This window comes from Rhodococcus sp. NPDC056516, from assembly GCF_042794655.1.
Taxonomy (GTDB): domain Bacteria; phylum Actinomycetota; class Actinomycetes; order Mycobacteriales; family Mycobacteriaceae; genus Rhodococcus_F.
Genome location: NZ_JBHTTG010000006.1, coordinates 155,652 through 175,133, shown reverse-complemented (window position 1 = coordinate 175,133; position 19,482 = coordinate 155,652). Strand labels below are relative to the sequence as shown.

The following is a 19,482-nucleotide window of genomic DNA, read 5'->3' as shown; positions in this document are numbered from 1 at the left end:
ACGAATTCGAACCGTCCGGAGATCTCGGCGAAGCGGGCAACAACCGTCGATGCAGGTGCGCGCACATTATCGGTGGGGTCCGCGTGAGCACAGTCGTGTCGGCTGATCTAAAGCAGCCGTCCCGGCTAACCATAAGAGCCGGGGGAACTGGCGAACTCCCAAGACCATTGTAGCTGCACATTGTCCGCCCCTCGCGATGACATGTCGAAGATCACCGAATCGGACATGCGGTCCTTGGCGGTCGCGTCGGCCGTCGAAGCACTACAGTTCGTAGTCATGGGCGCACACGATCTTGATGCTTCGACGGACGCTGGAACCGGAGGCCGAGTCGCTTCCGATCACCCTGGCGTGATCGATTTGTTTGCCGTTCTCGCGTATGGCGAGATTTCGGCGTTCTACCGTTTGGCGGAAGACGCACAAATGGCACCGGACCTGCGCGGCAAGGTGGCGTTCGCCAGCATGGCCGCCGCCGAGATGGACCACTTCGAGACTCTCGAAACAGCGTTGACGGAACGTGGCCACGAGATCTTTGCCGTCATGGACCCGTTCGTTCGCGCTCTCGACAACTATCACGCGTCGACCACGCCGTCGACGTGGCTGGAATCGCTCGTGAAGGCGTATGTCGGAGACGGAATCGCTGCCGATTTCTACCGCGAGATCGGGCATTCACTCCCGGCGGATGTGGCCGAGATCGTGGAGGACGTGCTCTCTCAGACGGGCCACTCGGAGTTCGTGGTGCTCGAGGTGAAGGCTGCAGTAGAGGCCAGTACCCGCGCCAAGGACCGGTTGATGCTGTGGGGACGCCGACTCCTCGGTGAGGCGATCACACAGGCGCAGTTCGTGCTGGCTCAGCGTGAGGACCTCACGGATCTGGTGATCTCGGCCTCCGGCGATCTCAACGGAGTTGTTGCGTTGTTCGACGGTATGCAGGCCAAGCACGCCGAGCGGATGGCGATCCTCGGACTCGTTTAGGCGCCTGTTCGCTCTGGGCACAGCGTGCAGAGGAGCGTGGGCAGTCGCTGCTGCATTAGCCTTGCGTCGACAACGGATGTAATTCACGAACAGTTCGGAGGTTGACCGTGGAGGTCAAGATCGGTGTAATCGACAGCCCGCGTGAGCTCATCGTCAACAGCGAACAGACCCCTGACGAGGTCGAGACACAGGTCGCGGCTGTCCTCGGTGGCCGTGAGCCGGTTCTGGCACTCGTCGACGACAAGGGCCGCAAGTTCCTGGTGCAGGCTTCTCGTGTGGCGTACGTGGAGATCGGCCCGTCCGATATCCGCAAGGTCGGGTTCGCGCCTACCGTCTGACGCGCAGCTGTAACAGCAGAATGGGCGGGCAGTCGTTACGACTGCCCGCCCATTCTCGTTCTGGGTTCGGTTACTTGGTTTCGGCCTGCAGCGGCACGTGAGAGAGGCCGCCCCACGCCAGTGCCACCGTGATCTCGACGGCTTCTTCCTTGGGAATGGGCCGGGCAGCTTCGAGCCAGTACCGCGCGGTGAACTGGCTGGCACCGACAAGCCCGACGGCAAGGATGCGTGCGCGATACGGATCGAGTCCGGAATCCTGGCTGACCAGGTCGAACACGGCGTCGACGCACGCTTCGGTGGCTTGTTCGACGCGCGTCTGCACCTGGGGCTCGCCCATGATGTCGGACTCGAACACCAGGCGGAAACCCTGCGAGTCGTTGTCGACGAAGTCGAAGAACGCCTGGACTGCGGCGCGGACACGCTGTTTGTTGTCCGTCGTCGATCGCAGAGCTTGGCGCACTCCCGAGATGAGACTGTCGACGTAGCTCTGGAGAACCGCTACGTACAGCTCGAGCTTGCCTGGGAAATGTTGGTACAAGACTGGTTTGCTGACACCGGCGCATTCGGCGATCTCGTCCATACCGGCCGAGTGGTACCCGTTCGCGACGAAGACCTCGCTTGCCGCTGCGAGGAGCTGGAGGCGGCGCGCATCGCGGGGGAGGCGGGTGCTGCGACGTGTTCCGGCAGGCTTGCCGGCCGTTGTACCGCGATCGGAGTCTGTCCGATCCGCGAGTTCTGTCATGTCGCTTCCAATCTGAGCAAAAGTAAAATTCGGTCGGCGCGCGGATCCGCGAGTCGCGTGTGCGTACCCGCCAGTATCCTCCGTCACACCGGTCGTAACCGAATGAACGATACCGTGTGTCGCCCGGGCGAGCCGCGTGTGCCTCGGTGAGCGAGACCAGCGGTCTTTCTCGTTACAGAGCGGGTTGCCATGACACGCCAGGACCAGCAGGTTTCGGTCAGCCTGGGCGAGCGACTTGCCGTGTGTGAGATTCTGGACGACGTGACTGACCCAGGGGGACCGCGCATGCGTGGACGAACTACGCAGAACCCTGATCGTGAGGAACTTCGAATGCGTAGCGGAACTGGTGCGCCCCGCGACGAACGTCGGCCGGAGGTGCCGGACGATCGTGCCTACGGCGAACGCGACTATCGAGGCATTTCCTCCCATCAGCCTTTGCGTGCCCAATGGGATCCGACCAAACGAGAAGTGGGTCGTACGCCGCGCAATCCGCGGCCGGACCGGGCAGCGCGAAAGCAGAGCAAACTCGGGCGCTTCGTCTCGACGTACGGTTGGCGTGCCTACGCGATCCCGGTTCTCGTGGTGCTCACCATCCTCGTGATCGTCGATGCAGTTCGTCCGGACACCACCGAGTCCGCGAGTAAGACGTCGGCCACCGCCGACCTCGCGCACAGCACCGACGGAACCGACGTCATCGGCGCACCACCCGCCGGAGACGGAACTTTTGCGTCGTCGATACCGTCCGGTGCACTTCCGGACGGTGGTCCGTTCACCGTCGCCGGCGGCGGTACGTGGCATGTCGTACCGGGTACGACGGGCAAGGTCGGACAGGGAACCGAACGCGAGTTCACGTACACGGTCGAGATCGAGGACGGGGTCGACACCACCGGCTTCGGCGGTGACGAATCGTACGGACGCATGGTCGATCAGACACTGGCCAATCCGAAGAGTTGGACCAACGATCCCAAAGTCGCGTTCCGGCGCGTCGACGCGGGTGAGCCGGACTTCCGGATCTCCCTGACCTCACAGATGACTATCCGCGAAGGCTGCGGCTACGAGATCGAACTCGAAGGATCCTGCTACAACCCGAGCATGGACCGAGTCCTGCTCAACGAACCGCGGTGGGTTCGAGGCGCCATTTCGTTCCAGGGTGACATCGGTTCGTATCGCCAGTATCAGATCAATCACGAGGTCGGCCATGCCATCGGTTACGCCGCTCATCAGCCGTGCGAGACCGAGGGCGGACTCGCGCCGATCATGATGCAGCAGACCTTCGGAACCGCGAACAACGACATCGCTAGGCTGGATCCCGAGGGCGTCGTTCCGATGAACGGACTCACGTGCCGCTTCAATCCGTGGCCGTACCCCCGAGCGTGACCGGATCAAGAACCCCTGATCTCGTCTTGAACTAGGAGTGTTTCGCGGTGTCTGCAACACCCGTCGTATTGCCACCACTGGTGGAGCCGGCAGCCGAGTTGAGCCGGGAGGAAGTTGCCCGGTACAGCAGGCACCTGATCATTCCGAACGTCGGCATGACCGGTCAGAAGCGGCTCAAGAATGCACGAGTCCTCTTCATCGGCGCCGGTGGATTGGGTTCGCCTGCACTGCTCTATCTCGCGGCTGCAGGAGTGGGCACGATCGGAATCGTCGAGTTCGACGAGGTCGACATGTCGAACCTGCAGCGTCAGGTGATTCACGGACGTTCCGACGTCGGACGCCCGAAGGGGGTCAGCGCGAAAGAGTCGATTCTCGAGATCAACGAGCACGTCGACGTCCGGTTGCACGAGTTTCGCCTGGACAACTCCAACGCGGTCGAGTTGTTCTCCGAGTACGACCTGATCCTCGACGGCACGGACAACTTCGCGACGCGGTACCTCGTCAACGATGCCGCCGTGATCGCCGGAAAGCCGTACGTATGGGGCTCGATCTACCGTTTCGAAGGGCAGGTCTCGGTCTTCTGGGAAAACGCCCCGGACGGCGCGGGACTGAACTATCGCGACCTCTACCCCGAGGCGCCGCCGCCGGGCATGGTCCCCTCGTGTGCCGAGGGCGGTGTTCTCGGAGTCCTGCCGGCGACCATCGGTTCGATCATGGCGACCGAGGCGGTCAAGCTCATCACCGGTATCGGTGAACCTCTTCTCGGACGCCTGATGATCTACGACGCACTTGCGATGACGTTCCGGACGATCCGCCTTCAGCGTGATCCGACCAGAGTTCCGGTCACCGCCTTGATCGACTACGACGCGTTCTGTGGTGTCGTGTCCGAAGAGGCGAGCGCTGCCGCTGCCGGCTCGACGATCACGGCGCCGGAACTCAAGGCCATGATCGGCGAGGGTCGATCGATCGAATTGGTCGACGTACGAGAACCGGTCGAATGGGACATCATGCATCTGCCGGGGGCGGTGCTGATCCCGAAGGACCGCATCCTGTCCGGTGAAGCCCTGGCGACCTTGCCGCAGAACAAGCAGATAGTCCTGTACTGCAAGACCGGAATTCGTTCGGCCGAGGCGCTGGCCTTTCTCAAGAACGCGGGCTTCGCCGACGCAGTTCACGTTCACGGCGGCGCGATCGCCTGGGCGAACCAAGTGGATGCGAGTCTGCCGGTCTACTAGGCGCGCCTCGCGGGAGGCAGCGGTGCGCACCGGTAGCGTTGTGGTGTGAGCACAGGCCAACCTCCCCAGCACGTGTGCTCCACCTTTGGCCTACGTGAAGTCGACCCCATCCCACTCGGTGCGGATTGGGACGGCGGTTGGCTGTGTGGAGACGTCGTCCTTTCAGCAGTCGCGGATCATGCCCGCGCAGCGTGGTCGGCGAAGGTGCGAGAGAACCTCGAAGTCGACGGTGTTCGACTGGCTCGGCCGGTGCGTTCGACCGACGGTCGGTATGTCGTCTCGGGCTGGCGCGCCGACACATTCATCGTCGGATCGCCGGAACCGCGACACGACGAAGTGGTTTCGATGTCCTGCCGACTGCATGCGGCGACGGCCTCGCTCGAGCGCCCGCGCTTCCTTGCGCAACCGCCGGTGCCGCCGTGGGCCGAGGTCGACGTATTCGTCGCGGCTGATCGCGCGGCGTGGGAGACGGTTCCGCTGAGGATCGCGAAGGGCGTCGAGCAGCTCGAGACGCCTACGCCGGACGGCCGCAAGAGTTTGGAACTGATTGCCGGGCTCGCGACTTTGCGTAAGCCGGTGCAGAGCCCGGACCAGCTCGTGCACGGCGATTTGTTCGGGACCGTGCTGTTCTCGGGCAGTATGGCGCCCGGAATCACCGACATCACGCCGTATTGGCGTCCGGCAGCGTGGGCGGCTGCCGTCGCGGTGGTCGACGCGATCTCGTGGGGCGGTGCCGACGAGGCGCTGGTCGGCCGTTGGGAAGACCTACCCGAGTGGCCGCAGATGCTTCTACGTGCGGTGATGTTCCGCTTGGCCGTTCATGTTCTGCATCCTCGCTCGACGGCGGACGCGTTTCCGGGGCTGGCCCGCACGTCCGACATCGTGCGCTTGCTGCTCTAGAGCGCCGCACCTGCACCGAAGTCCGAGACCAGGCCCTCGAACAATTCGCGTGCGGCGTTCGAGGCAGCCACCGTGTCCCCGTCGACGACAGCCTCGACGAGCTTCGCGTGCTGCGAGTGAAATCCCTCACCGGTCGCATCGATGTGCTGTTGAATCGTGGTTTCGATGACCGGGAGCAGGGAGTCGTAGAACTCCAGGTAGACCTCGTTGTGGCTGGCCGCGACTATCGCCCGGTGCAGGGCGACGTCCGCAGTGGTGGCGGCGTCGATGTCCTGACCCTCCCAAGACGCCGTGCGGAGCGCGAGTAACCGCGTCAGTTCGGCAATGTCGTCTTCGGTTCGGCGTGCGGCGGCGAGAGTGGCCGCGGTGATGTCGAGCGCGCGCCTCAGTTCGAGCACATCCCGCTGGTGGGCGCCGGCAAAGTAGTTGCCGAGAGTGCCGCCGAGGTCGGAGAGGGCAACGACATAGGTGCCCGATCCCTGACGACGTTCCAGCATTCCGGCGTGAACGAGCGCTTGGACCGCCTCGCGAACCGTGTTGCGTCCGGTGCCGGTCAGCTCCGACAGTTCCGGTTCGGTGGGGATTCTGGAGCCGATCGGCCAGGTTCCGCTCCGGATCTCGTTGCGGAGTTGTTCGGTGACCTGCGAGATGAGGCTTGCGCGTCGAACGGGTTGCACGTGGTGTTTCCTCGGGTCCGGGTTGTGACTCTGGGTCGTGGTGTGAATGTGACATTAGATTACCGCGCTTGTGCGAGTTCGTCCGGTCATCCTATGATTTGCCGGTGACTGCTCAACTGGAGAGAACCAAAACCCGTTCGTTGATACAAGGCCGTGTGCTCGTCTTCGCCGCTATTGCGATGTCTGCGCTCGTACTTCGACTTGCGGTGACCTCCTTCTCGCCGTTGGCGGCAGAGATTCGCGACGAGATCGGCTTCTCCGCCTCGATCGTCGGCGTCTTCGGCATGGTTCCGACCGCTATGTTCGCGATCTTCGGTCTCATCACCCCGGCGATTGCGAAACGGATCGGGCTCGAACGCACCGCCCTCGTCGCGATGCTCATGGCCGGCGTCGGAATGCTGTTGCGCGCCATGATGTCTCAGACGTGGTCGTTGCTGGCTCTGTCGGCTCTGGCGCTGGCCGGCATGGGAATCGGCAATGTCGTGATCCCGCCGTTGGTCAAGCGGTACTTCTCCGATCGCCTCGCCACCATGAGTTCGGTCTACATCGTGGCCGTGCAGATCGGCACCATCGTTCCGGCGTTCGTCGCAGTCCCGGTTGCCGACGCCTTCGGGTGGAGGTTCTCGATCGGCTGGTGGTCGGCCTTCGGCTTCGCCGCCGCAGTGCCGTGGTTGATCACCCTCGCTCGCTCACGCAAGGCTCGTGCGAACGAAGCCGGGTCCGTCGAGAGTGCATCGGATTCTGTTGCGGCAGTGACGGAACAGCCGCGCGGTCAGGTCTGGCGTTCGCCCGTGGCCTGGGGGATGGCCGGCATGTTCGGCATGACTTCGCTGATCACCTATTCGATGTTCACGTGGATTCCCTCGATCCTTCGTGATGCCGGCGCCAGCGACGCATTCGGCGGAACCATGGTCGGCATGTTCTCGGTGATCGGGCTCGTCGCAGCTTTCGGTGCACCGACGCTGTGCGCCCGCATGGCCAATCCCTTCCCCGTCGTAATCGCGTGTGCCGTCTGCTACCTGGTCGGCATGGGCGGGCTGTACTTTGCCCCGATGGCGGCGCCGATCGTATGGGTTGTCGTACTGGGCCTCGGTCCGAGCACGTTCCCGATGTCGCTCACGCTGATCAACCTGCGTACTCGTTCGCACATCGGTTCCTCGGCACTGTCCGGCTTCACCCAGGGCATCGGCTACTCCGTTGCCTGCCTCGGTCCGCTCCTGTTCGGCGTTTTCCACGACGTGTCCGGTGGATACGCTGCGCCGTTCGGCTTGCTCGTCGTCGCGGTGATCGTGGTGCTCCTGGGCGCTTACCAGGCATGTAAGCCTCGGATGCTCGAGGATTCCTGGCACGCACCTGCGAAAAACTAGCTCACACCCGGTCTTGTTACCGGGTGAGGATCAATTGACTTCGCGGTCATCGCACGCAGCACCGGCGCAATAACCGTTTTCTACCTTTGGGTCTCCAACATATTCAGGAGGCCCTGGTGAGTCATTACATCGAGCATTGGGATGCAGAGGACGTCGACGCCTGGGAATCCGGCGGCAAGGACATCGCGAAGCGGAACCTGATCTGGTCAGTGGTAGCCGAACACGTCGGCTTCTCGATCTGGTCGATCTGGTCCGTGATGGTGTTGTTCATGCCGACGGATATCTACGGCATCGACGCGGCCGGAAAGTTCTTCCTCGTCGCAGTGCCCACACTCGTCGGGTCCGTCCTCCGCATTCCGTACACGGTTGCCACCGCACGGTTCGGCGGTCGTAACTGGACCGTCATGAGTGCGCTGTTCCTCTTCGTACCAACACTTCTCACGCTTTACCTGATGATGAACCCGGGTGCGTCGTACACCACGTTCATGTTGGTAGCGGCCACAGCCGGTATCGGCGGCGGCAACTTCGCGTCGTCGATGACCAACATCAATGCCTTCTACCCGCAGCGCCTCAAGGGGTGGGCGCTCGGTCTCAACGCGGGCGGCGGCAACATCGGTGTGCCGATGATCCAGCTGATCGGCCTGCTGGTGATCGCCACCGTGGGTAACCGAGCTCCGTGGATCGTCTGCGCTGTTTATCTCGTGTTCATCGCGGCCGCCGCCGTCGGTGCTGCACTGTTCATGGACAACCTGGGCAACCAGAAGTCGGACCTGCGATCGATGGCCAAGGCGCTGAAGTTCTCCGAGTCCTGGGTGATCAGCTTCTTGTACATCGGTACGTTCGGTTCCTTCATCGGATTCAGTTTCGCCTTCGGTCAGGTTCTGCAGATCAACTTCCTCGCCGGCGGCGCCACTCCTGCAGCGGCGGCACTGCATGCGGCACAGATCGCCTTCATCGGACCGCTCCTCGGTTCGATCGCTCGCCCCCTCGGCGGAAAGCTGGCCGACCGCATCGGTGGCGGCAAGATCACGATGTGGACGTTTGTCGCCATGGCGTTCGCGGCATCGATCCTCGTGACGGCCGGAACGATGGACGACAACACCGCGGGCGTCGCGAGCGCCGGGATCATGGTGACGTTCGTTCTCGGGTTCATCGCTCTGTTCCTGCTCTCCGGCATCGGAAACGGATCCGTCTACAAAATGATCCCGGCAATCTTCGAAGCGAAGGCTCAGAGCTTCGACCACATGGATCGCAGCGAGAAGGCAACGTGGTCGCGCAGCATTTCCGGCGCGCTCATCGGATTCGCCGGTGCGGTAGGCGGTTTGGGCGGTGTCGGCATCAACCTGGTCCTGCGCGCGTCGTACAGCAGCCCCGCGAAGTCGGCGACCATGGCCTTCTGGGTCTTCCTCGCCTTCTACATCGCCTGCATCGCGGTCACCTGGTTCGTCTTCCTGCGCAAGCCGTCGACGCTGACCACGGACGTCGACGACACGAAGGTCGCCGTCACGGCATGACGACCGCTCCGCAGAATCTCAGAACTCTCTCGTACCTCAGGAAGTAGGCGTCATGAGCAAGTCGGTTGTTGTCATCGGACACGGAATGGTCGGACACCGATTCGTCGAGGCACTGCGTTCGCGCGACGAAGCGAACAACTGGTCGGTGACCGTGCTCTGCGACGAGCAGTACGCAGCGTACGACCGAGTCGGGTTGTCCTCGTACGTCGGAGCGTGGGACCCCAAGGAATTGGCACTGGCCGGAAACGACTACGTCGGCGACAGCCTGGTCGATCTCCGAGTCGGGGAGGGCGCGCTCTCGATCGACAAGGACGCCCGCACGGTCACGACAACCACCGGCAACACGATCTCCTACGACGCTCTGGTGATGGCGACCGGCTCGTATCCGTTCGTACCTCCCGTACCGGGACACGACGGCGAGGGGTGTTTCGTCTACCGCACCCTCGACGACCTCGACGGTATCCGGGCCGCTGCCGACAAGGCGGGCCCTGGCGCTGTCGGCGTCGTGGTGGGCGGAGGTCTACTGGGACTCGAGGCCGCAAATGCTCTCTCGCTCATGGGAATGACGGCACACGTTGTCGAACACAATGCGCGACTGATGCCGATGCAGGTCGACGAGGGCGGCGGCGCACTGCTCGCCCGGCTCGTCACCGAGCTGGGGCTCACCGTCCACACCGGTGTCGGCACAGCAGGAATCACGCAGGCCGACAACGGAATCGTGGTCGAGCTGTCCGACGGTTCCACCATCGAGGCGTCGCTGCTCGTCTTCTCGGCCGGAGTCCGGCCGCGTGACCAGCTGGCCCGCGACGCCGGCATCGCGGTGGGTGAGCGCGGCGGTATCCTGACCGACCTCGGCTGCGTGACGTCGGATGAGAACGTCTACGCAGTCGGCGAATGTGCTGCGGTGGAGGGTCGTTGCTACGGACTGGTTGCTCCCGGTTACACGACGGCCGAGATCGTTGCCGACCGCCTGCTCGGCGGTGCTGCGGATTTCCCGGGCGCCGACATGTCCACGAAACTCAAGCTCATGGGTGTCGACGTCGCCAGCTTCGGTGACGCGATGGCGACCTCGCCGGGTGCTCTCGAAGTTGTCCTCAGTGACGCGTCCAAAGGGACGTACGCGAAGCTCGTCGTCTCCGACGACGCGAAGATCCTGCTTGGCGGCATTCTTGTCGGTGATGCGTCAGCCTATGCGTCGCTGCGCCCGCTGGTCGGTCGCGAATTGCCCGGCGACCCAGCGGCATTGATCTCGCCTGCGGGGGAGAAGCCGGGTGCGGGATCGCTGCCCGACGACGCCGAGGTGTGCTCGTGCAACGCAGTGACCAAGGGTGCCATCTGCGGCGCTATCGCAGCCGGTGCGTGCGACATCGCTTCCGTGAAAGCGTGCACCAGTGCCGGAACCACTTGTGGCGGTTGCCTTCCCACTGTCAAGCAACTGCTGGCCGATTCCGGCGTCGTGATGTCGAAGGCGTTGTGTGAGCACTTCGCGCAGTCACGTGCTGAGCTGTTCCAGATCGTGCAGTCGACGCAGACCCGAACCTTCTCGGCTCTGATCGCCAAGTACGGCAAGGGAGCCGGCTGCGATATCTGCAAGCCGGTTGTCGCCTCGATTCTGGCGTCGACGGATTCCGATCACATTCTGCACCGGCAGCAGGCGTCGCTGCAGGACACGAACGATCACTTCCTGGCGAACATCCAGAAGAACGGTACGTACTCGGTGGTCCCGCGGATGCCCGGCGGAGAGGTCACGGGCGAGCAGCTCATCGTCATCGGCGAGGTGGCGCGCGACTTCGGCCTGTACACGAAGGTGACCGGCGGTCAGCGCATCGACTTGTTCGGTGCCCGCGTCGAACAATTGCCCGCGATCTGGAAGCGCCTCGTCGACGCCGGGATGGAATCGGGTCAGGCGTACGGCAAGTCCCTCCGGACGGTCAAGAGCTGCGTCGGTTCGAGTTGGTGCCGCTACGGCGTCCAGGACTCGGTGGGCATGGCCGTCGACCTCGAGAATCGCTACCGCGGTCTGCGTTCGCCGCACAAGATCAAGTTCGGCGTCTCGGGTTGCGCCCGTGAATGTGCCGAAGCGCGCGGCAAGGACGTCGGCGTCATCGCGACGGAGAACGGTTGGAATCTGTATGTGGGCGGTAACGGCGGACAGTCGCCCAAACACGCTCAGTTGCTTGCCGGCGGCCTCGACGACGCGACCTTGGTCAAGTACATCGACCGCTACCTCATGTTCTACATCCGCACTGCCGATCGCCTGCAGCGCACGGCGCCGTGGGTCGAATCACTCGAAGGCGGACTCGATCACCTCAAGGCCGTGATTTGTGAAGACAGCCTGGGTATCGGCGAGGAACTCGAGGCACTGATGGCCAAGCACGTCGAGGGTTACCAGGACGAATGGGCCGGTGTGCTGGGTGATCCGGAGAAATTGTCGAGGTTCGTCTCGTTCGTCAACGCACCGGAAGAAGCCGACCCGACGGTTGTCTTCGACGAGACCGGAGTGCGCAAGGTTCCGGTCCTGATGGGCATGCCGAGCATCCCCACGCGCCGGTAATAGTCGCGTAACCCGAGGGAAACACGGGATCCGTAGAAACGTAGACAAGAACCCGCGCGACGTTGTCGCCGGATCGACAGGAGGACTTCGATGAGTGTCATCGATGCGCAGATCGCCAAGCTGGATTCGGATCGACTCGAATGGACGTCGGCCTGCCCGCTGAGCCATCTGATCCCTGGACGCGGAGTTGCCGTGCTTCTTCGCGGCGGCGAGCAGGTGGCACTGTTCCTACTCGAGGACGGCACACTCCGGGCTGTCAGCAACTTCGATCCGTACGGCCGCGCCGCGGTGATGTCTCGCGGACTCGTCGGCGACCGGGACGGTGAACCGATCGTGGTCTCGCCACTGCTCAAGCAGGCGTTCTCGCTGGTCGACGGCCGGGCGCTGGACGACTCGTCGGTTGCGCTGCCAGTGTACGGCGTTCGCGTGTGGGCTGGAGTCGTTCAGGTACACAGCTTGCAGATGCAGGGCGTTCGCTCGACTGTCTCCGATGCAGTCTCGTGAGTGACGACATGCCGTTGGCTGGATTCACGGTAGGTATCACTGCTTCGCGCCGCGCCGAGGAGTTCGCGACCTTGCTGACTCGTCGGGGAGCCGATGTCGTTCACGCTCCGGCGATTCGAATCATCCCGCTGGCCGACGACCGTGAGCTCGAAAGGGTGACACAACAGATCATCTCGGATCCTCCCGAGGTGGTCGTCGCCACCACTGGCATCGGGTTCCGTGGCTGGCTGGAAGCCGCCGACGGATGGGGCGAAGCCGAAAATCTCGGATCCGCTTTGGGCTCGGCTCGTCTGCTTGCTCGCGGCCCCAAAGCCAAAGGCGCAATCCGTGCAGCCGACCTGCGTGAAGAATGGTCGCCGGCGTCCGAGTCGTCCGCCGAAGTGCTCGAACATCTTCTTGCAGAAGGTGTCTCGGGCAAGAGAATCGCCGTACAGCTGCACGGTGCAACCACCGAATGGGAGCCGATTCCGGATTTCTGTCAGGTGTTGCGCGAGGCGGGTGCGGAGGTCATAGCGGTGCCGGTCTACCGATGGGAACCGCCGGAGGATCCGACGCTGCTCGACCGGATGATCGACGCCATCGCTTCAGCCGGAATCGACGCCGTCAGTTTCACCAGTGCACCGGCCGTAGCCTCGATGTTGATGCGAGCCGACAAGACCGGCGATCTCGGCGACATCCTCGACGCGATGCGAGGTCCGGTGGCGGCAATGTGCGTCGGCCCGGTGACGTCAGCGCCGCTCGAGGCATTGAACGTGCCGACCACGGCTCCGGCACGAGCGCGTCTCGGGGCGCTCGCGCGTCATATCGTCGACGAACTCCCGCAGCGAGCCAACAAGATTCAAGCCGGTGAACATGAGATCAGTATCCGTGGAGGATGCGTCGTCGTAGACGGTGAAGTGAAGCAGTTGCCGCCGGCGGCAATGTCGTTGATCCGCACGCTCGGGGCCAGTCCCGGCCGAGTCGTCTCCCGCGACGAGCTCCTCGCTTCGCTTCCAGGTGGCGGCGGCGACACCCACGCCGTCGAGACCGCCGTCGCCCGATTGCGCGCGTGCCTCGGCGCACCCAAAGCCGTTCAGACCGTGGTCAAACGAGGCTACCGACTTGCCCTCGACCCCGGCGACTACGTACAGAATTCAGGAGACTATGCAACGCGATGACGACGTACTCGTACTGGTAGCTCACGGCACGCGTAGTGCACGCGGCGTGGAAATGGTTGCCGCACTTGCCGAAGCCGTCGGCAAGCGCGTCGGGCGTACTCGCGTTGCCTTCGTCGACGTGCTCGGTCCGTCTCCTTCGGAAGTTCTCCGGGACACTCCGGGCCGAGCGATTCTCGTTCCCGCTTTCCTGGCGTCGGGCTATCACGTCCACACCGACGTTCGACGCGAAGTTGCGATCAGTGAGCACGCGGCCGTGACTGTGACGCCTGCTCTCGGACCCGATCCGGCCCTGGCGCGGGTACTGCTTGGACGATTGGCCGAAGCGGGGTGGAACCCGGGTGAGGCGATAGTGCTTGCTGCTGCCGGGTCCTCCGATGCCCGCGCGCTGCGAGACGTCGAGCGTGCTGCACTGATGCTCGCCGAAGTGGCGGGAAATCGCGTGGATATCGGGTACATCGCGACCGGAGAGCCGAAGGTAGCCGATGTTGTTGCAGCAGCACGCGTTCGCGGCGCGAAGCGAGTTTTTGTCGCCTCGTACCTCCTCGCGCACGGACTTTTTCACGAAAGGTTGCACGCTGCGGGAGCCGACGGTGTCACCGAACCACTCGGTGTCGACCAAGGAGTGGTGGACCTTGTCGTGAATCGGTATGAGAGTGCGCGAGGGGAACTAGTATCGCTGCATGACGTCTCACTCCGTAACACCGACGTATGCCGACCTGGTCGCAGCGGTTCGTGAATCCGACGTCAAGGCACAGGCTCTCATCGGTGAACTGACCGAAAAACAGGCGCGTGAGCCTTCGGGGCTACCCGCCTGGAGCCGGGGGCACGTCGTCACACACCTCTCGCGCAACGCCGACGCGCTGGGTAGATTTGTAGCCGGAGTACACCGCGGCGAGTCGGGGGAGATGTACCCCGGGGGTCCGGACGCGCGCAACGCCGCAATCGACGAAGGCGCCGATCGCCCGGCCGAGTTGTTGGCACTCGACTATCGCTTCTCGGGAACGAGACTGGTCGACGCATTGGCTGACCTCCCGACAGATCGACTGGACACGCCGGTTCCGTGGCGCAAACCTGTCACTGCATTCGATCTTCCGATCCTGCGCTGGAACGAGATCGAGATTCACTTGCTCGACCTCGACATCGGTTACACCTGCCACGATTGGCCGGCCGCGTTCGTGGAGTTCACGCTCGCCAGTCAGTTGGGCGCACTCGAGACCGCTGTTCCGGGTGTACGAGTGCCGTCACTGTCCGACGCGGAGACCTTGGCGTGGTTGGTCGGGAGGCCGACGAGAGTGGGGCTGCCTACCCTGCCTGCCTGGCCTTTCTGAGATACAGCCTTTCTGAGATACAGCCGTTCTGAGAGTTAGAAGAGGGTGGGGGCGCTGACGTCGTTGCGCGCTTGGGCGAGTCGCGCACTCCACCGCTTCACCAACCACATCTCGACGATCTCGGGTTGGGTGCCGGCGGCATAGGCCCAACTGTCGAGCAGTTCGCAGTACCGGCGGTAGCGGCGCGTCGTGAATCCGGTGACGGAAGGATCCTCGAGCCAGCCCTCGTGGATGAGCGTCGAGACGCCGTACTGGTCGATCATCTGAGCGCGTCGGCCTTCGTCCTGTACGCCCACCGCCCACATGAATGCGGCTATGAGCGATACCCCGACGCCGGGGGTGAGTGGCCAACCCGACCAGGTGTCACGCCGAACGACGGGCATGGACTTGTGTTTCGAACAGTGATCGAGAATGGCTGTGATCTGGGTCAGCGGGTCCTCGTCCTCGCGGTGATGCGGGTTGAAGACGTTGGGGAATCGCCGCGTGAACCGTCTGCTCTCGTGCGAGCCCTGCCAGGCTGCGCAGAGGAACAGCAGTCCGAGACCGTCGTGCTGGGCGACGACGAGATCGCTCGACGGGCGAAGGTCGTTGCGTTGAACGATGGCTCGGCCTTCGGTGATCACCTTGCCGTCCAGATCGCGCCCGCGCAGGCTGATCGTGTGGCCGGCATCCTCGAGGTGTGCGTTCCACCAGTCCAGGTCGACGGTCGCTTCGTCGTCGAGGACGTGCAGTGGAAAGGTGCGGGAGCGGCACCACTCGACCAATGCGTCCGGCGGTTCGAATCCTTCGTCGACACGATTCATGGCGCGATGATCCCACGAGTCGCCGACAGAAACCCGGTCGACCTGATCGAATCGGACACTCGCGGTACGCTCCGCTCATGAAATTGGCGTCCTCGCGGGTGCGGCCGGTGCTGTGGATTGCGGCCCTCGCCCTGACGGCCTCGAGTCTGAGCGGATGCATCGGTGCCGTCGACCGGATGGATTTCGAAGATCGGATGCGTGAACGTGGCGGTGGGATGACGTCGGATCTGGTGCGGAACGGGTTCGACAGCCTCGCAGAGCGATACGGCGTCGACGCGGTGGCGGTGACCAGCGTCGACATCAGTCCGATCGAGACGCTCGGCGTCACCGTTCGAGACCCGGGGAAGCCGTCGCAGCTCGACCGGTTCTCTTTCGACGGCGTCATTCTCGGCGAGCCGAGCCCCGTGCAAGTGAGCGTCACCGAAAATCTTGATGCACGATCGTTCACGTTGGATCAAGTGCCGGCATTGGCGAACGTCGAGAAGTTGGTCGACGACGCGCTGGCGAGCAGCGGCATCGACGAGGGTGAAGTCACCGGGATCTCGGTCGGTCGCACCGAGGCGATACACGCCTCCGTGATGGTGGAATCCCCACGCTCTCAGGTGCTGGTGGTCTTCGACCCGGACGGAACTCCCTTTCTGGTGCAGCCGCTGTGAGCCGCCGTATCGTTCCGCTGGTCATCTCGGTGGTGGTGATCGTGGTCGTGGGAATCTTTGCCGCACTGTTGTCTTCGGTGATCTGGCCCGGGCAGGTGGCTCACTTGGCGCCGATCTTCTGTGAAGATCCGACATCGAGCGCGATGGTCGTCTCGGATACCTTTACCGACGGCGACGGTACGTCCACCAATTTCACCCTGTATTGCGTCGGGCCGCGCGGTCAGACCGTCGATGCCGGTTGGCTGCTTCCGTTCGTGGTGCTGTGGGGCGTGTATTCGCTGGTACTCGCGGTGGGTGTCGCCGTGATCGTGCTGGCGGGCGCCGGCCGGCGTAGGCGCCGGAACAGTCTCGGGGTCAGCGATGCCCCGGCGGCGTCGTCCTACCAGGAGTTCTGACTGCGGGGTGTTGCCCCGATCAGTCTGGGAGGACGATCAATTCGGCAACGGCGCCGTTCTGTGCGTGTGCCGGCACGAGGGCAAACGCCGAGCGTCCGATCAACCCTGCAAGGTGCGCGGTACGCACGGACGGATCGGCTCGCCAGCCACCGTCGGGGGATTGTGTGACCGGAAGTAGGCGTACCGCATCGGAACTCACCGCAGCAGCGTTCTCGATGATGCCGAGCAGCGGCGGCGGCGTCTCGCGCCCGGTCAGGGCGGCCACGACGGTAGGCAGCATCGTCAACAGGGTGGTCACCGCGGCGTAGGGGTTGCCGGGGAGGCCGAGAACCACCCGACCGCTGGGCAGGACCGCCGATATCTGAGATCCGCCCGGGCGCGAGGCAACCCGGCCGACGATCGTGCGAGCGCCGAGTCGATCGAGTGCACTGCGCATTTCGTCGGCCGCGCCGCCACCCGTCGCACCGATGACAACAATCAGGTCCTGTTCGGTCGCATCCGCGAGCACACGCTCGAAACTGTCCGCCGTGTCGCGCAGGTGCGAATTCGACTCGCACCGTACGCCGTTGCGTTCGAGCAGATAGGGAAGAATTCCACCGACGGAGTCGCGGGTCTGACCTTCACGCAGTGGGCCTCTCTGCCGGATCTCGTCGCCGGTGACTATCAGGCGTGCCCGGACCGGACCACGGACGAGGGCGGCGAAGACTTCGCCGCTGGCAGCCGCCGAGATTACCGACGGGGTCACCGCGGTGCCAGTCGGGGCAATCGTGAATCCGGTGGTCCAGTCTTCCCCTCGCGGGCGAGCGTCGTTGCGGTACGGCGCATCCGGCAGTCGTCGCAGTATCCGAGTTGGCTCGTCGAGGGACAGGTACTCGTCCCGGACCACCGAGGTGGCACCGGTGGGCAGGTGCGCTCCCGTGGCAATGCGGATCGCTTCGCCTTCGCCGAGTTCGAGTTGCCCGTCAGCGCCCGCGATGCGAATCTCGGTACGCACCCGCCACGGACCCTCGCCGGAGACGGCGTACCCGTCCATCGCCGAGACATCGGATCGAGGAAGATCACCCAGGGCGACGAGAGGCTGCGCGAGGGTCGCTCCCAGACTGTCGGCGAGGTCGGCCCGGTGCGGGGACAGCGGTGTCAAGGCGTTCGTGACGGCGATGCGGGCTTGATCGATCGTCAGGCGCGGATGCCTTCGCGCGCGATCGATGTCCGCCGGTGTGTCGCAGTCGGTGGTACCAGCCACACGCAGGGTCGAGAACGGTTCGGTGACAATTGCTTTCATCGGTTGGTTCTCGAGCCCTGAGCTTTCACGCAAAGTGGCGAGGCGCTGTCGGAGTTCACGAACAGTCCAGGCGGAGAACAGGAATTGGGTTCGGTTGGTCTCGTCCACCGCGCACGTCACCGGATTGTCCGTCGACGTCGCAGCGATCAACGCGTCGACCGATTCGGCCTCGATGTGCGGTAGATCGGATGCCAGCACGACCACCAGAGCGTCTTCAGTCAACCCGGATGACAACCCGGTCGCGGACAACCCCGCCCAGATCGCCGCAACGGGTCCGGCGCCGATCGGAGATTCCTGCGTCTGGGTGATGCGCGCATCCAGTTCGGGTCGATGCGGACCGACAACGACGACGGCGTCCAGATGCGCCGTCGCTGAAAGCGCGATATCGAGGAGCCTGCGGCCGTGAACGAGCAGGCCAGGTTTGTCGACACCACCCATTCGGGTCCCGCGACCACCCGCCAGAATGACGGCGGCGGTCGGCGGCGTGATGGTCATACCTCCATGCTGCCCCATCGCCCGGGTCACGACGACCGGTGACACGTGAATCAGAAGTGATACCGAGCTTTCTTCAGGTCGATCCGACCGTCCTTGATCGGCACGCCTTCGAGTTCGAGCTTGGCGATCTGACGATGGGCCAGGTGCGCCGACGGTTTGCCGGAGGCACCGAGAACCCGATGCCACGGCAGATCGGCAGAGTCGGTCCGCATGATCCAGCCGACCGTGCGAGCACTGGAAAGTCCTGCGGCGTCGGCGATGTCGCCGTACGTCGCCACGAAGCCGGCGGGAATCGAGGCGATGAGTCGCCTTACCTCTTCGATCTGCTCTTCCGTTGTGGCTGCCATCGGGGCCTCGTCAGAGCACTGTCCGGACGAGGGTCGCCACCTCGTCGGCCCGCACGTGCGGGACCATGTGGTCACAATCGAATTCGACGCTGGTCAGATTTTCACCGAGGCGTTCGGTGAGCGCTGAGCGGAACTCGTCGGTGACATAGGGAGGCTGAACCTTCATTGCTTGAACCAGCACGGTCGGCATCGATGACGGTGGCAGCACGATCGGGCGAGCGAGTTCACCCCACCCGGTCACGATCGCAGGGGTGGACAGGCGCCAATTGACGCGCCCGTTGCCCAGTTGGATCAGGTGCTCGGCCATCTCGATGTCGAGATCCGGGGCGGGAACCTCACCCCACGAGCCGTGAATCTTCTCGGAGTAAGCCTCTGCCGCATCGGTGTAATCCGGTGAGCCGATTGTGAGTTCGGCCACTTCCTGCATGAAAGTCGGATCCAAACCGATCGCCGGGTCGAGCAGGACGAGCCCACGAACGCGTTCCGGTGCGGTGGCCGCGAGGTGCAGCGCCAGCGTTCCGCCGAACGAATGCGCGAGGATCACCACCGGTCCGGTGGCATGTTCGTCGAGCGTCTCCAGCAGGCTGGCCACGTGGGATTCGATGTTCCACGGGGGAGCCCAGGTGGAGCGCCCGTGACCGCGCAGATCGGGCGAGATCCAGCGCGCTTCGGGCAGTTGGTTCTCGGCCATCGACTGCCAACGCCGGCCGTGACCGGTCAGGCCGTGCAGCGAAAGGATCTCCGGCGCCCCGACGGGTCCGTAGAGATACGTATGGAGTGCAGACACACGAGCAATCATGCCGGATGTGGGCGATGCATGAGTTGTCGGTGCGCTCTGG

The 19,482-nt window shown here is 63.9% G+C and carries 20 protein-coding genes; 14 read left to right on the top strand and 6 right to left on the bottom strand.

Going from position 1 to position 19,482, the window contains the following annotated elements; genetic code table 11:
• Positions 1-276 precede the first annotated feature (276 nt).
• Entirely contained in the window at positions 277-972 is a 696-nt protein-coding gene (locus tag ACFQ6Y_RS19450; protein WP_029255047.1) for a ferritin-like fold-containing protein, read from the top strand.
• Between the two features lie 107 nt (positions 973-1,079).
• Entirely contained in the window at positions 1,080-1,310 is a 231-nt protein-coding gene (locus ACFQ6Y_RS19445; protein WP_214886142.1) for a DUF3107 domain-containing protein, read from the top strand.
• Positions 1,311-1,380: 70 nt separating this feature from the next.
• Here ACFQ6Y_RS19445 and ACFQ6Y_RS19440 read toward each other — a convergent pair whose 3' ends face one another.
• Entirely contained in the window at positions 1,381-2,052 is a 672-nt protein-coding gene (locus ACFQ6Y_RS19440; protein ID WP_230812633.1) for a TetR/AcrR family transcriptional regulator, read from the bottom strand.
• A gap of 330 nt (positions 2,053-2,382) precedes the next feature.
• On the opposite strand from ACFQ6Y_RS19440, the gene ACFQ6Y_RS19435 reads away from it, so the two are divergent.
• The 3 genes from ACFQ6Y_RS19435 to ACFQ6Y_RS19425 are packed head-to-tail and all read left to right on the top strand — an operon-like array spanning position 2,383 to position 5,564.
• Positions 2,383-3,429 (top strand): DUF3152 domain-containing protein, encoded by a 1,047-nt coding sequence (locus ACFQ6Y_RS19435; RefSeq protein ID WP_374227984.1) that lies wholly within the window; start codon positions 2,383-2,385, stop codon positions 3,427-3,429.
• 47 nt (positions 3,430-3,476) lie between these two features.
• Positions 3,477-4,664, top strand: coding sequence for an adenylyltransferase/sulfurtransferase MoeZ (gene moeZ, locus ACFQ6Y_RS19430; protein ID WP_378534028.1), 1,188 nt, complete (start codon positions 3,477-3,479; stop codon positions 4,662-4,664).
• Positions 4,665-4,709: 45 nt separating this feature from the next.
• A complete protein-coding gene (locus ACFQ6Y_RS19425; protein WP_007731227.1) occupies positions 4,710-5,564 on the top strand; it encodes a TIGR02569 family protein in 855 nt (284 codons plus the stop codon).
• On the opposite strand, the gene ACFQ6Y_RS19420 is transcribed toward ACFQ6Y_RS19425, so the two are convergent.
• Positions 5,561-6,241, bottom strand: a complete 681-nt coding sequence (locus tag ACFQ6Y_RS19420) for a FadR/GntR family transcriptional regulator (RefSeq protein WP_378636042.1) — start codon at positions 6,239-6,241, stop codon at positions 5,561-5,563. The genes ACFQ6Y_RS19425 and ACFQ6Y_RS19420 overlap by 4 nt on opposite strands.
• Before the next feature lie 104 nt (positions 6,242-6,345).
• Here ACFQ6Y_RS19420 and ACFQ6Y_RS19415 point away from each other — a divergent pair, with 104 nt between their 5' ends.
• From ACFQ6Y_RS19415 to ACFQ6Y_RS19385, 7 genes are all read left to right on the top strand, one after another.
• Positions 6,346-7,608, top strand: coding sequence for a CynX/NimT family MFS transporter (locus tag ACFQ6Y_RS19415; protein WP_378544863.1), 1,263 nt, complete (start codon positions 6,346-6,348; stop codon positions 7,606-7,608).
• Positions 7,609-7,721: 113 nt separating this feature from the next.
• The gene (locus ACFQ6Y_RS19410; RefSeq protein WP_317553415.1) at positions 7,722-9,122 is read left to right on the top strand and encodes a nitrate/nitrite transporter; all 1,401 of its coding nucleotides are present in this window, start codon (positions 7,722-7,724) and stop codon (positions 9,120-9,122) included.
• Between the two features lie 52 nt (positions 9,123-9,174).
• Entirely contained in the window at positions 9,175-11,676 is a 2,502-nt protein-coding gene (gene nirB, locus ACFQ6Y_RS19405; protein ID WP_378636037.1) for a nitrite reductase large subunit NirB, read from the top strand.
• Between the two features lie 90 nt (positions 11,677-11,766).
• Positions 11,767-12,180, top strand: a complete 414-nt coding sequence (gene nirD / locus ACFQ6Y_RS19400) for a nitrite reductase small subunit NirD (RefSeq protein WP_042922175.1) — start codon at positions 11,767-11,769, stop codon at positions 12,178-12,180.
• A complete protein-coding gene (locus ACFQ6Y_RS19395) occupies positions 12,177-13,337 on the top strand; it encodes a uroporphyrinogen-III synthase (protein ID WP_378544857.1) in 1,161 nt (386 codons plus the stop codon). The genes nirD and ACFQ6Y_RS19395 overlap by 4 nt, the downstream gene beginning before the upstream one ends.
• On the top strand, positions 13,324-14,073 hold the full coding sequence (locus tag ACFQ6Y_RS19390) for a sirohydrochlorin chelatase (RefSeq protein WP_378449222.1): 750 nt from the start codon (positions 13,324-13,326) through the stop codon (positions 14,071-14,073). The genes ACFQ6Y_RS19395 and ACFQ6Y_RS19390 overlap by 14 nt, the downstream gene beginning before the upstream one ends.
• Positions 14,018-14,665: a maleylpyruvate isomerase family mycothiol-dependent enzyme gene (locus ACFQ6Y_RS19385; protein WP_378636034.1), complete on the top strand. Its 648-nt coding sequence runs from the start codon at positions 14,018-14,020 to the stop codon at positions 14,663-14,665. Before ACFQ6Y_RS19390 ends, ACFQ6Y_RS19385 begins: the two co-directional genes overlap by 56 nt.
• 35 nt (positions 14,666-14,700) lie before the next feature.
• Here the strand turns inward: ACFQ6Y_RS19385 and ACFQ6Y_RS19380 are convergent, their stop codons facing one another.
• Entirely contained in the window at positions 14,701-15,468 is a 768-nt protein-coding gene (locus ACFQ6Y_RS19380) for a hypothetical protein (protein WP_378449202.1), read from the bottom strand.
• Positions 15,469-15,545: 77 nt separating this feature from the next.
• Here ACFQ6Y_RS19380 and ACFQ6Y_RS19375 point away from each other — a divergent pair, with 77 nt between their 5' ends.
• Positions 15,546-16,124, top strand: a complete 579-nt coding sequence (locus ACFQ6Y_RS19375; protein ID WP_378636029.1) for a hypothetical protein — start codon at positions 15,546-15,548, stop codon at positions 16,122-16,124.
• Positions 16,121-16,519: a hypothetical protein gene (locus ACFQ6Y_RS19370; RefSeq protein WP_378636024.1), complete on the top strand. Its 399-nt coding sequence runs from the start codon at positions 16,121-16,123 to the stop codon at positions 16,517-16,519. The genes ACFQ6Y_RS19375 and ACFQ6Y_RS19370 overlap by 4 nt, the downstream gene beginning before the upstream one ends.
• Before the next feature lie 19 nt (positions 16,520-16,538).
• Here ACFQ6Y_RS19370 and ACFQ6Y_RS19365 read toward each other — a convergent pair whose 3' ends face one another.
• From ACFQ6Y_RS19365 to ACFQ6Y_RS19355, 3 genes are read right to left on the bottom strand one after another with little or no spacing between them, the layout of a single operon-like run.
• A complete protein-coding gene (locus ACFQ6Y_RS19365; protein WP_378636020.1) occupies positions 16,539-18,296 on the bottom strand; it encodes an NTP transferase domain-containing protein in 1,758 nt (585 codons plus the stop codon).
• A 50-nt stretch (positions 18,297-18,346) separates the two neighbouring features.
• Positions 18,347-18,643 (bottom strand): MGMT family protein, encoded by a 297-nt coding sequence (locus ACFQ6Y_RS19360; protein WP_003942322.1) that lies wholly within the window; start codon positions 18,641-18,643, stop codon positions 18,347-18,349.
• A gap of 10 nt (positions 18,644-18,653) precedes the next feature.
• Entirely contained in the window at positions 18,654-19,442 is a 789-nt protein-coding gene (locus ACFQ6Y_RS19355) for an alpha/beta fold hydrolase (protein WP_378636763.1), read from the bottom strand.
• Between the last annotated feature and the right edge of the window lie 40 nt (positions 19,443-19,482).

Coding starts and splice junctions, on each gene's coding strand:
- ACFQ6Y_RS19435 (WP_374227984.1), top strand. CDS start 2,383: ATGCGTAGCGGAACTGGTGCGCCCCGCGACGAACGTCGGCCGGAGGTG.
- ACFQ6Y_RS19365 (WP_378636020.1), bottom strand. CDS start 18,296: ATGACCATCACGCCGCCGACCGCCGCCGTCATTCTGGCGGGTGGTCGC.
- ACFQ6Y_RS19360 (WP_003942322.1), bottom strand. CDS start 18,643: ATGGCAGCCACAACGGAAGAGCAGATCGAAGAGGTAAGGCGACTCATC.
- ACFQ6Y_RS19355 (WP_378636763.1), bottom strand. CDS start 19,442: ATGATTGCTCGTGTGTCTGCACTCCATACGTATCTCTACGGACCCGTC.
- ACFQ6Y_RS19380 (WP_378449202.1), bottom strand. CDS start 15,468: ATGAATCGTGTCGACGAAGGATTCGAACCGCCGGACGCATTGGTCGAG.
- ACFQ6Y_RS19375 (WP_378636029.1), top strand. CDS start 15,546: ATGAAATTGGCGTCCTCGCGGGTGCGGCCGGTGCTGTGGATTGCGGCC.
- ACFQ6Y_RS19440 (WP_230812633.1), bottom strand. CDS start 2,052: ATGACAGAACTCGCGGATCGGACAGACTCCGATCGCGGTACAACGGCC.
- nirD (WP_042922175.1), top strand. CDS start 11,767: ATGAGTGTCATCGATGCGCAGATCGCCAAGCTGGATTCGGATCGACTC.
- ACFQ6Y_RS19385 (WP_378636034.1), top strand. CDS start 14,018: ATGACGTCTCACTCCGTAACACCGACGTATGCCGACCTGGTCGCAGCG.
- ACFQ6Y_RS19450 (WP_029255047.1), top strand. CDS start 277: ATGGGCGCACACGATCTTGATGCTTCGACGGACGCTGGAACCGGAGGC.
- nirB (WP_378636037.1), top strand. CDS start 9,175: ATGAGCAAGTCGGTTGTTGTCATCGGACACGGAATGGTCGGACACCGA.
- ACFQ6Y_RS19390 (WP_378449222.1), top strand. CDS start 13,324: ATGCAACGCGATGACGACGTACTCGTACTGGTAGCTCACGGCACGCGT.